Annotated in this window: 12 protein-coding genes; 8 read left to right on the plus strand and 4 right to left on the minus strand. The window is 40.4% G+C overall.

The genetic code is table 11. The features are described 5' to 3' along the window. Window positions 1-196: 196 nt before the first annotated feature. Window positions 197-2050 (plus strand): peptidylprolyl isomerase, encoded by a 1854-nt coding sequence (ppiD, locus tag MKS89_RS05915; protein ID WP_072960935.1) that lies wholly within the window; start codon window positions 197-199, stop codon window positions 2048-2050. Window positions 2051-2185: 135 nt separating this feature from the next. After that, a complete protein-coding gene (locus MKS89_RS05920; RefSeq protein WP_072960937.1) occupies window positions 2186-2491 on the plus strand; it encodes a ComEA family DNA-binding protein in 306 nt (101 codons plus the stop codon). A gap of 82 nt (window positions 2492-2573) precedes the next feature. Here MKS89_RS05920 and MKS89_RS05925 read toward each other — a convergent pair whose 3' ends face one another. Then, on the minus strand, window positions 2574-4973 hold the full coding sequence (locus tag MKS89_RS05925; RefSeq protein WP_083571272.1) for an ATP-binding response regulator: 2400 nt from the start codon (window positions 4971-4973) through the stop codon (window positions 2574-2576). 165 nt (window positions 4974-5138) lie between these two features. Then, the gene (locus MKS89_RS05930) at window positions 5139-6299 is read right to left on the minus strand and encodes an acyl-homoserine-lactone synthase (RefSeq protein WP_072960943.1); all 1161 of its coding nucleotides are present in this window, start codon (window positions 6297-6299) and stop codon (window positions 5139-5141) included. Window positions 6300-6554: 255 nt separating this feature from the next. On the opposite strand from MKS89_RS05930, the gene cmk reads away from it, so the two are divergent. The 6 genes from cmk (at window position 6555) to pyrF (ending at window position 11757) form a co-directional block, all read left to right on the plus strand. Beyond that, window positions 6555-7238, plus strand: coding sequence for a (d)CMP kinase (gene cmk, locus MKS89_RS05935; protein ID WP_072960945.1), 684 nt, complete (start codon window positions 6555-6557; stop codon window positions 7236-7238). 117 nt (window positions 7239-7355) lie between these two features. Then, entirely contained in the window at window positions 7356-9026 is a 1671-nt protein-coding gene (gene rpsA / locus MKS89_RS05940; protein ID WP_072960947.1) for a 30S ribosomal protein S1, read from the plus strand. Window positions 9027-9111: 85 nt separating this feature from the next. Further along, window positions 9112-9396, plus strand: a complete 285-nt coding sequence (ihfB, locus tag MKS89_RS05945) for an integration host factor subunit beta (protein WP_072960950.1) — start codon at window positions 9112-9114, stop codon at window positions 9394-9396. Between the two features lie 137 nt (window positions 9397-9533). After that, window positions 9534-9818, plus strand: a complete 285-nt coding sequence (locus tag MKS89_RS05950) for a LapA family protein (protein WP_072960953.1) — start codon at window positions 9534-9536, stop codon at window positions 9816-9818. A 9-nt stretch (window positions 9819-9827) separates the two neighbouring features. Continuing rightward, window positions 9828-10997 carry a lipopolysaccharide assembly protein LapB gene (lapB, locus tag MKS89_RS05955; RefSeq protein WP_072960955.1) on the plus strand — a complete coding sequence of 390 codons (1170 nt, stop codon included), beginning with the start codon at window positions 9828-9830 and terminating at the stop codon, window positions 10995-10997. Between the two features lie 61 nt (window positions 10998-11058). After that, entirely contained in the window at window positions 11059-11757 is a 699-nt protein-coding gene (gene pyrF / locus MKS89_RS05960; protein ID WP_072960958.1) for an orotidine-5'-phosphate decarboxylase, read from the plus strand. A 68-nt stretch (window positions 11758-11825) separates the two neighbouring features. On the opposite strand, the gene MKS89_RS05965 is transcribed toward pyrF, so the two are convergent. Together MKS89_RS05965 and miaE are read right to left on the minus strand one after the other, a co-directional pair. After that, a complete protein-coding gene (locus tag MKS89_RS05965) occupies window positions 11826-12140 on the minus strand; it encodes a hypothetical protein (RefSeq protein WP_072960960.1) in 315 nt (104 codons plus the stop codon). 271 nt (window positions 12141-12411) lie between these two features. Next, entirely contained in the window at window positions 12412-13182 is a 771-nt protein-coding gene (gene miaE / locus MKS89_RS05970) for a tRNA isopentenyl-2-thiomethyl-A-37 hydroxylase MiaE (RefSeq protein ID WP_072960963.1), read from the minus strand. Between the last annotated feature and the right edge of the window lie 33 nt (window positions 13183-13215).

Raw genomic sequence — 13215 nt, forward strand, 5'->3', positions numbered from 1 at the left:
AAATATGCGCATCGTAGTGATGCGCATTTCTTTTTTCTGATATTATCGCGTCATTCGCTTTGAATTTAGTTGGTTCTGAAAACTATCAGTTGTGAAAGTCTTTTGATGATGAAAATCATTGAGTTCTGAAAGGTTGTTTTGAGAAACAGAGTATTTTATTGAGTAAGTGGCCATTAAGCCGGAGAATGATTAAATTATGATGGATCGGTTGCGCGAGGGTGTGAATAGCATCGCGATTAAGATTATCCTTGGGTTGATAATCTTATCATTTGTATTTGCGGGAGTCAGTAGCTACCTTGTCGGTGGTAGTAATAATGCAGCAGCAAAGGTTGGAGGCACAAAGATAAGCCGGGCAGAATTCGAGCAAGCTTATCAGAATGAGCGGAACCGAATGCAATCACAATTAGGAGATTACTTCTCGAACCTGCTTGCAGACCCGAGTTATGTGGCATCTTTCCGCCGTTCTGTATTAGATAAAATGGTGAATGATGTTCTACTTGAACAACATGCTGAAGCATTGGGTTTAAGAATTAGTGATGAACAGGTTCGTCAGGCCATTGTAGACATGCCGCAATTCCAGTCAGACGGCAAATTTGATCAAAATATTTATCAAACTGCATTGCGCAGGGCAGGTTTTTCTCCTGATTCTTTTGCAACATTCCTAAGAAGTGATTTATTACGTAATCAACTTCTGACTGCGGTTCAATCGAGTGACTTTACTCTGGGTGGTGAAGTAGATACTCAGGCCGCATTATTTGCGCAGAAACGAGAAATCAGAACGATTAAACTTGCTACGGATGACTATGCGAAGAAGATTCAGCTTAGTGACGAAGATTTGAATGCATATTACAAATCTCATGAAGACCATTTCATGCGTCCGGAGCAATTTAAAATCTCCTACCTTGAACTTTCAGCAGACAAACTGAAGTCATCAATCAAAGTTACTGATGATGAAGCTGAAAAATATTATCAGGATCATGCAGATCAATATGCAACCAAAGCACAGCGTAAAGTCAGCCATATTCTGGTGAAAGATGAGAAGCAGGCCGATGCTTTACTAAAACAGCTGCAAGAAGGTGCTGACTTCTCAAAACTGGCAAAAGAGGATTCTCAAGATCCGGGAAGTGCTAGCAAGGGAGGCGAGCTGGATTGGTTTGAAAAAGGTGTCATGGATCCTGCGTTTGAAAAAGCGGCATTTGCGCTGAAAAAAGTAGGTGACCTCTCTGGTGTTGTGAAATCAAATTTTGGCTATCACATCATCAAGTTAGATGCAATGAAACCCGCTCAAGTTAAACCTTTCACAGCCGTCAAAGATGATGTGATTGCATCCATTCGTGATGAGCGGGCACTTGACCGTTTTTATCAATTACAGAATGATCTTGAGAAAGTTGCTTTTGAAAGCCCTGATTCTCTGGATGAAGCTGCCAAAGCTATTCAAGAGAAAGTTCATACCACTGATTTTGTGTCGTTGACGGATTTGCCAGAGATTCTGCGTGCTGCACCCGTTCAAAAAGCGCTGAATAACCCAGAAGTCAAAAATGAAGGTTTGAACTCTTCTGTGGTTGAAGTGGCGCCTGAAGATGTTGTGGTTGTTCGTATTGAAGAGAGTCGCCCGGAAACACTATTGTCTTTCGATACAGTGAAAGCGCAGGTTGTTGAGGGGCTATCTAAAGTCAAGGCTGAGCAGCAAACAGAAGCGATTGCTGAGAAAGTGCTGGCTGGTTTAAAACAGGGAGATATGACAGCGCTTAAGAAAAATCAGCTCAAATTTGGTGAATTAACCATGATTGATCGAAGTTCACCGTTGGCACGGTCAGTTTTTGCTATGCAAAAACCACAAGATGGTCAGCCTGTCTACGGACAGACAAAAGATCGTCAAGGAAACATTGTACTAGTTGAGTTAACGAAGGTTGAATCGACAACGGATAAGCAATTAACGCAACAATTGGCTGTCCAAATGCAACGTTTGAATCGTCAACAGGATCTCACCGGTCTCTTGAATATCTTAAGAGAGCAAACTGATATTGACTATTATCTTGCGACTCAGTGATAAGCCGGATGTAATTGATATGTTTGTTGAGGCGGGCTACTTTTGTAGCCCGTTTTAATTTATATCAGTCAGTCTCGTATTTTTAATAGGCTAAGCTAGGATGAATTCGAATTTTTTGATTTGGAGATAAATCTTATGTTTAAACTATTACTTCTTTCTGTACTTTCAATCCTGTGTCTGCCATTACAAACGGCTTATGCAGCAACAGATGAGCCTGCCTCTGCTGCACTTTTGGAGAGTCCGGTCAATACCGTCAATATTAACAGTGCAACCGCGGAAGAGCTTGCCACAACGCTCAGCGGTATTGGTTTGAAAAAAGCGCAGGCTCTCGTTAACTATAGAGAAGAACATGGCCCATTTACTCAGATAGAGGATGTTACAGCAGTCAAGGGGATTGGTATGTCGCTTGTCGAGAGGAACCGTAGCCGAATTGCCTTATAGTGGCGAGCATTGCTTAGATAGAACAATTCGGATAAAAAACAGTGCTGTTATTGATGGTAGATTCATATTTAATGTGAGTCGATCATAAAGTATCTATCGTATTGACTTGGGGCTTTGGCGTATTGATATGATTTATCGCCTGAAGACTATCCACATTTAACCATTTGAGTACGGTTTGTTGTAATAACTGTTTAGTCGTGGGCTTAATCAACCATCCATCCATTGTGCTTTTTATCTGAGCAATTTCATCTTCACCCGATTCTCCAGACAAGGCAATAATTGGGAGTGTCGGGTGAGTTTCTTTAATGATTGTACATGCCTTTAAACCATCCATGACAGGCATTTGAACGTCCATGAAAATAATATCGATGGCATGATGGTGAACTATTTCAACCGCTTCCTTTCCGTTTTGAGCTTCATAGACAGTAAACTGAAGAGATTCCAAATAGAGTTTTGCTAGTGCTCGCTGTGTTGCGTTGTCATCAGTAACCAACGCGATTCTCTGTTTCTGATTTGCCGATATGGTATGGGTTGATTCCAATCGTTCAGGGGATGGCGTTTTTACCACATCAATTTTGGGTGGTGCAAGTTGCTCTTCTTGTTTGACATGAGGAAAGGTGAGAGTGAATTTTGTATATTCACCGTAAACCGATTGGCACTGAATGTCACCACCAAAGAGCTTCATTGCTCTTTTGCAGTAGCTTAAACCTAAGCCGCTCCCCCCTTTTTTCTGGTAGGTGAAGAATTCATCAAATATTCTATGTACAATTTGTGGTTCAATGCCCGGGCCATAGTCGGTAAAAGTAAGTTCATTATATTCATCGCCAGCATCAAGAGATAGTTCAATCTTACTATCAGAATAATCATCGAAATAATAAATTGCATTCCTTAATAGATTAAAAATAATAAAGTCAAATAAAGTATCATTTACACGTATGTTAAAATCACAGGATACTTTCATAACTATACGATTTTTAAATAAACTAGAGCGATAAGCAAATCTATTAATAATCTGTGTTATTTGCTCTTTTATAGAAAAGATAGCCATTTTATCTTGGCTTATTATCGATTGGTTAACTTCATGTAAAATGATATCAATCAGCTGACTTCCGTGCTGGACGGCATTTTTACCTCTTTGAATCTCATCTCTTAGATTTTGAGGTAATTGGCTATTAAGTATAAGATCATCTAATTTTTCTAGATGAAATTGAATTTGAGATAGGGGGTTTCGCATCTCATGAGCGATAGACTTCGCCATTGCCTGAGACTGGTGTATCTTGGTTTCATAATGGATATAGACTTGTGCTTTTTTTAAAAGTAATTGAATTGCATTTATTTCTTCATTTGAATATAGGGAACCATCATTTTTTTTAGGAGAAATAAGTAACTGTGATAAAGTGTTATGATGATCATATATAGGAAGAATCATAGCACTTTCATTTTTTGACATTAGATCTCGAATCTGACGGAATTTTTTATTATGATTGTTATTAATGTATTGTTCAATTTCTTCAAGAAGTAGAACAGAATAGTTATTTTTAAAGTAACTAAAATAAATACTATTTGAATTAATATCAGAAACTAAAATTGACTGCTCTAAATTAAGTAAACGTTCAAGTTTTGTTATGGCTTGCTGTGTCGATATTTGAAAGTCATCTACTAAAGACAAAATTCGTTCAACAGGTGGTTTCTTATCCCCATAGACCCATAGTCCTACATATTGAGAAAAAAATTGCCAAACATTTCTCCAAGTCAAACCACATAATAAACACCAGATGGATATGAATGTAACATAATGATCATATGATTCATGATAAAAAACAATTATAGGAATTACATAAATTAAAGTAGAAATAATAGATGTTAATAGTATATAAGATAAATAGCGCCAGCTATAAAATCGATGACATAGTACGGCATACCCCATTAATAATAGTTCACTAATTGCAAGAGCAGGAGGAAGCCATGTTAGAGAAAAATTATGATATATATAAGTAATTAGGATGTGTATTAATACAGTGGATGTCATAAATATGACCATGCCAATAACCATATAAGTTGATTTTAATCTTTTTAAGTTATCCCCTTTAAAACTTAAATACAGTAAATTGAAGAATGATAAAGAAGTAAAAATAATTGATGTGGAGAAAAAAATTGCTGTCAATGAACCAAAATGGATTGTAAAATCACTTGGTGCTCGTATTGTTACACCAGTGACAGTATCTTCGGTGAATATATTTGCGTAAAGTGAATATAAAGTTGCGACAAGAAGTAAACTGAATTGCCAAAAATGAATCTTATTATTTTTCCGTGATGATCTTAATCTACAAGAGAAATGAAAGGCAGATGAATATGACATATAAGAAGCTATATTAGCGGCCTTTGCTATGATTATAGCACCTGTTTCTCCATATTCTACAAGCCATCCTGTGTGGAAGTAGGCATTTGTTAATATCCATAATATAACAAAAAATGTATACATGACATATGGATAATATATAGTTCTTAGTGTACGCCAGTTCTGTTTTATAGAATAATGTAAAAAATAGATAAGCCAAAGAAGACATAAAATAGATATGCTTAATAGAAGAAGCGCCTTAGGGTATGATACTTGATGAATTATGTGTGTTATCAACAGAAGTTCTCCCTATATCTTTCTTTGTTTGATAATAAGTGATTTATATTTTTTGTAATTACAGTTAGTTAGCTCGCCTAAGAGAGAGCTGTTAAGTAAAAAACCTTGGTAAGTAACAGCACCTTCGACAATATCGGAACAGTTTTTTTTCAAATGGCATATGCTATCTAGTGCATCATATAAGTACAATAGAGCTTGCTGCTCAATGATAGTTAATGAAACAGCCTTTCCATATTTGATTAGTTCTCTCATTAGATACTTTTGCCCTACATATAGAAAAAACAATCTCATATGACTTGAGCCGCTTGTTGAAAACCTTAAAATTTCACAAATTGCGTTTGTATCCTTGATGCACTGAGAGAACGCTGGTTCAGAATCATAATCGGTAAATTGAATGATTTGGGGGTGAAATATCCCTGTGCTATATAAGTTCATCCCTATGTCTGCCGAAAAACAAGATCGCCATCCACTTCCCTGAAAAAAAGGATCGAATGTTAGCCAAGTTTCCCGCTCATGCCAGTGCTGGATGAGGGCAGTAGAAACAAGCAGTGGATATGGAGAGTTTTTTGTGTGATAGAGAATGAAATGACTGCCACGTTGCGACAGATTAAGGCAGAACAGCATTTCATACCACTTTTGCTCAATAACGAAAACATCGAGGTTAATTAAGGTGATGGCATCAGAAAGTGTCAGCGCTATATGGCTGTGCAAGGTTAAAAAGAGTCGTTGATCGGTTTCAATACGATCTATTATCTCAGACTGATAGCAGGATTCATCTATTGGTGGTGCAGCGCAGGAAGTTAATGAAAGTGTTTGGCTCCGTTGCAGGATGAGAAAACGTTCATAAGCGGCCCAACAGGCAAGTATATTGCCAAACCTTTTTATCGCGATTATTTCTACCTCATGCCAAAATTGGGGAATTGTTGAGATAGGAAAGTTCAGAATATGTTGGATAGCCCAGGGGTGTTCAAAAAGTGCAGCTAAATTACCATGGGCAAGTTCTGGATAGATACACGTAATATCTTGCTTTCTTCTATTGACTAGTTCATTAAACCCAGAAAACTCGGATGTATTTTGTAGTTGTAATTCAATTTCTATGAACAAGCTGTCGAAATGTTGTTGATTCCAGATTCTGTGGTCTGTTTGATAATGCTCTGACGTTGTTGAATGCACTGTAACCTGCCTTAAAATTTATGGAAAGCATATGCTTATCGTTATGCTATCACCGAGACTCTAATGATTCGAGTTGCTTATTGACAGTTTTGAATATTTTTGTGATGAATTTTTTATTAACTAGTTATGTGAAAAATGATTTAAGTCTATTGAAGATCTTAAATTCCCTATGGCTCCTGAGCCGTTGAGTCTTTATAATGCGTCACCGGCAAGGTGCGGATTTGAGCCGCAATCATTTGAATAGTGGAGTAAGACATGTCTTCTTATACACCGGTGATTACCGTTGATGGACCGAGTGGCGCCGGGAAAGGTACGCTTTGTATGTGTATCGCTAAAGCATTGGGATTTGATTTGCTTGATTCTGGTGCATTGTATCGTGTATTAGCTCTGGCTGCGATTCATCATGGTGTTGATACCGAATCAGAAGATGCTTTGGTGCCTTTGGCAACGCATTTAGATGTTGAATTTATTGCTGAAGGGGATTTAGTCAAAGTTGTTCTGGAAGGTGAGGATGTTTCCAGGGAGCTCCGTAAGGAAGAAACGGGTATGGCTGCCTCTAAAGTTGCTGCTTTTCCCAGAGTGCGAGAAGCCCTTCTTCGACGTCAGCGTGCATTTATCAAAGAGACCGGACTTGTTGCCGATGGACGAGATATGGGGACGGTAGTTTTCCCTGATGCGGAAGTCAAAATATTCTTGGATGCCAGCTCTGAAGAGCGGGCAAAAAGACGTTATAACCAGTTGCAACTTAAAGGGCTTGATGTTAAATTTGATGACCTTTTAAGCGAAATTCGTGAACGTGACGAAAGAGACCGCAATCGTCCCGTTGCGCCATTGCGTCCTGCTGATGATGCATTGGTTCTTGACTCAACGTCTATGTCCATCGAGCAGGTTCTCGAAACGTCGCTACAATATATAGAATCTAAACTGGCGGTTTGCTAGCTGTTTGCTAAGTAATGGTCAGTGCAGAACGTCGGTCTCAAGGATGATGATTGGCGAAATTCATAACCCCACGCGGTAGGATACCCGTGGAAGTTTAATATTTTGAAGATGAAATAAATGACTGAATCTTTTGCTCAACTCTTTGAAGAGTTTCTAAACGAGACTGAATTCCAGACTGGTACTATCGTTAAGGGTACTGTTGTTGCTATCGAGAACGGTTTTGTTCTTGTTGATGCAGGTCTGAAGTCTGAATCTGCAATCCCTGCTGAACAGTTCAAGAACGCTGCTGGCGAACTTGAAGTTGAAGTCGGTTCTGAAGTCGATGTTGCGCTGGATGCGGTAGAAGACGGTTTCGGTGAAACTCAACTTTCTCGTGAGAAAGCGAAACGTCACGAAGCTTGGATCGTTCTTGAGAAAGCATACGAAGAAGCTGAAACTGTTGTTGGTATTATCAATGGTAAAGTTAAAGGTGGTTTTACTGTTGAACTTAACGGCATTCGCGCTTTCCTTCCTGGCTCTCTGGTTGACGTTCGTCCAATTCGTGACACTGCTCATCTAGAAAACAAAGAGCTAGAGTTCAAAGTTATTAAGCTAGATCAGAAACGCAACAACGTTGTTGTTTCTCGCCGTGCTGTTATCGAATCTGAAAACAGTGTTGAGCGTGATGAACTGCTTGAAACGCTACAAGAAGGCACAGAAGTTAAAGGTATCGTTAAGAACCTGACTGATTACGGTGCGTTCGTTGATCTTGGTGGTGTTGACGGTCTTCTGCACATCACTGATATGGCTTGGAAACGTGTTAAACATCCATCTGAAATCGTCAACGTTGGTGACGAAATCTTAGTGAAAGTGCTGAAGTTTGATCGTGAGCGTACACGTGTTTCTCTAGGTCTGAAACAACTAGGTGAAGATCCATGGGTTGCAATCGCAAAACGTTACCCAGAAGGTCACAAGCTGACTGGTCGTGTGACTAACCTGACAGATTACGGCTGCTTTGTTGAAATCGAAGAGGGCGTTGAAGGTCTGGTTCACGTTTCAGAAATGGATTGGACGAATAAGAATATTCACCCATCTAAAGTTGTCAACGTCGGTGACGAAGTTGAAGTGATGGTTCTGGATATCGATGAAGAACGTCGTCGTATTTCTCTTGGTCTGAAACAGTGTAAAGCTAACCCATGGCAACAGTTCGCTGAAGCTCAGGCGAAAGGCGATAAAGTTACAGGCAAGATCAAGTCTATTACTGACTTTGGTATCTTCATCGGTCTTGATGGCGGCATTGACGGTCTGGTTCACCTGTCTGATATCTCTTGGAATGTTCCTGGAGAAGAAGCGGTTCGTGAATACAAGAAAGGCGATGAAATCTCTGCTGTTGTTCTTGCTGTTGATGCAGAGCGTGAACGTATTTCTCTTGGCGTTAAGCAAATGGAGAACGACCCATTCAACGCATATGTTGCTGATAACAAAAAAGGCACACTAGTCAATGGTACTGTTACTGCAGTTGATGCGAAAGGTGCTACAATTGAACTAGAAGATGGCGTTGAAGGTTACATCCGTGCTTCTGAGGTATCTCGTGACCGTGTTGAAGACGCATCTCTCATCCTGAGCGTTGGTGATAGTATTGAAGCGAAATTTACTGGTGTAGACCGTAAGAACCGCGTTATCAACCTATCTGTCAAAGCGAAAGATGAAGCAGAAGAGCAAGAAGCGATGGCTTCACTGAACAAGCAAGATGAAGGCGCGTTCGGTAATGCTATGGCTGATGCTTTCAAGGCTGCTAAAGGCGAATAATATCGTTCGCAAAAAAGGAGCCTATTGGCTCCTTTTTTTTGGTTAGGATTTTGATGCTGATATTGCAAGTAAGAAGAGGGAAACTATGACGAAGTCTGAATTGATTGAAAGATTGTGCGCAGAGCAAACTCATCTGTCCGCGAAAGAAATCGAAGATGCCGTAAAAGATATCATCGAACATATGGCAACATCGTTGGAACAGGGAGACAGAATAGAGATTCGAGGCTTTGGCAGTTTCTCTCTGCATTATCGTGAGCCTCGCACTGGACGTAACCCCAAAACAGGTGAAAGAGTTGAATTGGATGGTAAATATGTCCCTCACTTTAAACCTGGCAAAGAACTCAGAGAGCGCGTTAATAGTACGATCTGATTTTTGCAAGCGAATCGATACGGCATATCGTTTGATATGCCGTTTTTTTTGGATACGATATTATCAATTATCATGGTATGCATGGTGATTTTCTTGCATAATCAGGAGTGCCAATAACTGATGCAGGTTTTCCCATTATGAGAGTCCTAAAAATCATTCTTCTTCTCGTTCTCTTCCTTGTTGCCTTAGCCTTGGGGGCTCAAAACCAAGAAGTTGTTACGTTCAACTATTTATTAGCAAAAGGTGAATTTCATTTATCTTGGCTTTTGGGAGCAGTTTTTGTCGCTGGTTTTGCTATAGCGTGGCTTATTTTTGGTAGTTTGCATCTCAGGGCAAAACTCCAAATTCGCCGTTTGAATAAGCAACTGAACAAAAGTGAAACTCAGCGTCCAGTTGCGAAAGAGAAACTGAATATCGGATAATATAGCTCGATGTTAGAAATACTCTTCTTGTTATTGCCGATCGCTGCTGCTTATGGTTGGTATATGGGGCACCGTAGCGCTCAGCAGGACAAGCAGAAACAATCTCACCAAATATCCCGTCAATATGTTACGGGGCTTAATCTGCTATTATCTGATCAATCGGATAAGGCGGTTGATCACTTTATCGAACTACTCCAGGTCGATGATGAGACGATCGACACGCATTTAGCACTCGGTAATTTATTTCGTTCTCGAGGTGAAGTTGATCGAGCAATTCGAATCCACCAGAATCTGATCTCTCGCTCAGGACTAACAATCGATCAAAAGAATCTTTCACTTCAACAACTGGCAAAAGATTACATGGTTGCTGGTTTTCTGGATCGTGCGGAGCGCATTTTCGAACAACTCATTGAAGAACCCGAACATCGAGAATCTGCATTAATTCAATTGACTTCGATTTATCAGCAGACCCGTGAATGGATGAAAGCCATAGAATGTGCTCATGCCTTGGTTAAACTCGGCCGCAAAAAGATGCGTAAGAATATTGCTTACTTTTGGTGTGAGCTTGCAGCGGATGCGCAATCAATGCGTGATGACATGAAAGCGATACAAATATACAAAAAAGCGCTGTCGGAAGATCCGAAATGTGTCAGAGCAAGCATTGGCTTAGGGAAGCTTTATCTGGAGAAAGAAGATTATCGGAATACCATTCGTTATATGGAAATGGTACTTGAACAGGATGTCGATTATGTTAGTGAGATTTTACCGACGCTTGCTGAGTGTTATCACCATTCTGGTCATGAGCAGGGGCTGATTGAATTTTTAAGAAAATGTATCGCCCATCAAGCGGGTGCTTCAACTGAACTAATGCTGGCTCAGTTGGTCGCTCATCATGAAGGTGTTGGCGCGGCGCTGGATTTACTGACGAAGCAACTGGTGAAGAATCCGACTATGAAGGGGTTCTACCGTTTGATGGATTATCATTTAGCGGAAGCTGAAGAAGGTCGGGCGAAGAAAAGTTTATCTGCATTGCAAAGCATGGTTGGCGAGCAGATGAGAATAAAGCCTCATTATCGTTGTCGGAAATGTGGCTTCTCCTCTCACTCTCTGTATTGGCACTGTCCATCGTGTAAGAGCTGGGGAGAGGTTAAACCGATTCGGGGTTTAGACGGAGAGTAAGAACCGCTCCTGAAACGAGAATTGAACTGAATTAAAATATAAAATAAACGAAGGAGAAAAAATGGGTGAGCCGAGAGTCATTGTGGCATTGGATTATGATAATCAAGCCGAAGCATTACGCTTTGTTGATCGGATTGATCCTCAGCATTGTCGTTTGAAAGTCGGGAAGGAAATGTTTACGTTATTTGGTCCTGATTTTGTGCGTGCATTACACCAACGTGGCTTTTCCGTTTTTTTGGACCTGAAATTTCACGATATCCCCAATACTTGCGCCAAAGCAGTGAGAGCTGCGGCTGAGCTGGGTGTCTGGATGGTGAATGTTCATGCCAGCGGTGGTGAACGCATGATGACTGCTGCACGCGAAATACTCGAACCTTATGGTGTAGACAGGCCGATACTGATCGGTGTTACGGTTCTAACCAGTATGTCTCAACATGATTTGGCTGATATCGGGCTAAATGTGTCTCCTCAAGAACAAGTGCTTCGTCTCGCGACATTGACAAAAAATTCAGGGCTGGATGGTGTCGTGTGTTCTGCTCAGGAAGCCCGGCAGTTGAAAGAGCAATTAGGCCTGTCATTTCAGTTAGTGACGCCAGGGATTCGTCCGGCAGGGAGTGATGTTGGTGACCAACTGAGAATTATGACGCCTCAGGAGGCAATTGCAGCGGGTTCTGATTATTTGGTTATTGGTAGACCGATTACTCAAGCACAAGAACCCGCATCGGTTCTGGAGAGTATTAATCATTCACTTTATGGATAAACAAGTCGATTATTCTGTTTACGGCAAGATTAATTTGAGTAGAACAGGGGCTTTAACCCTAATGCCAGTCAGTTAAGCTGACTGGCATTTCTTTTATTAGGGTATTTACTGGGTTTAGGTTTCACCACCCTTGGGTATGCTCTATCTTCTCGCCTTATTGGTAACCGATATACACCAAGTTGTTCTATGAGGAACTCATAATGCTTAGGTAAATTACCGGGACTCGTTAATGGTAAAGTCTTTAGATAAACCAATACTGCTCGTGAACAGCTTGCAAAACTTAATTGGTTCGGCCAGATATCTTGTTTATGTGCCGCTTCTGTCATTGCCTGACGGATAAGGTTGTAAGCTAATAAAAGCCCCCATAACTCTTGCTCTACCATCTCAGGCTTTTTGCTTCTTAGCGTGAACAATATCATCATCTAGAAAATGGTTAAGCTTTTCATAGCTTAAGAAGTCTTGATTAGATTCAACAGTGGTGTGCAGAGCTTGTTCTATGTTCATAAAAAAATCCGACATCATGACTGATATCGGATTTTTACATGTTCTAAGGATCGTTCAACTGATCTGCTAATTTTCTCTTAACTGATCGGCATTAGGCTTTAACCCCTGTTTTTTTATATCAATTCATGAGGAGGTCATTTTCTCAGTCATTCAACAAGGGAGGCCACTGTGAAATCTGAAGCAAAGGTCGGGAGAAAGTATCAGTTCGGCTTCGGTTTTTCCTATCGTATCGATTCGCTTAGAAATATCTTGATGCGCAATTTGTTGGGCCAGTGTTAAGTAGTCTTGATAATGTCGTGCTTCGGAACGTAACAAAGACACGTAAAATTTCGCGATATCGTCATCCATGTGTGGTGCAAGTTTGGCAAAACGTTCACATGATCTTGCTTCAATATAGGCGCCAATAATTAACTTATCGATGAGAGCATCCGGCTCATAGGTTTTTACCTGTGACAATAGTCCTTTAGCATAACGACCGGCAGGAATATTCTCATAGGGAATCTCTTTTTTCTCCATAATCTCAAGCACTTGATAGAAGTGGTGGAGTTCTTCTTTGATCAGTAAGACCATTTTATCGATTAAATCTTGGCTGTACGATGAATTAGCTTTCGCCATGATTGTTTTGGATAGCTGACTTTTCCCTTTCAGATCCGTCAGAGCGCCTAATTTGCGATAAGCAAAATCTTCATAAGGTTTAAACCATGTAAGCAGAGCGGATGCACTGGTCGCATCGACCGCGTACTTACGGATAAGATACATTGCCGATTGTCCGGCCTTCAATTCACATAGAAGATGATCAATCAGAATGGTTTTTAAATTCTCCGGCTTTTTCGCCTCGTTAATCCACGCTTCCGGGGTCTCACATCGTAGAAAGTCATGAATGGGTTGGAGTAATTGTTGATACTGGTCGTTACTGGTCATGGTCTTAAACTTAAAAAGGTCGCCAGAGCGACC

It is taken from the genome of Vibrio gazogenes (assembly GCF_023920225.1).
GTDB classification, from domain to species: domain Bacteria; phylum Pseudomonadota; class Gammaproteobacteria; order Enterobacterales; family Vibrionaceae; genus Vibrio; species Vibrio gazogenes.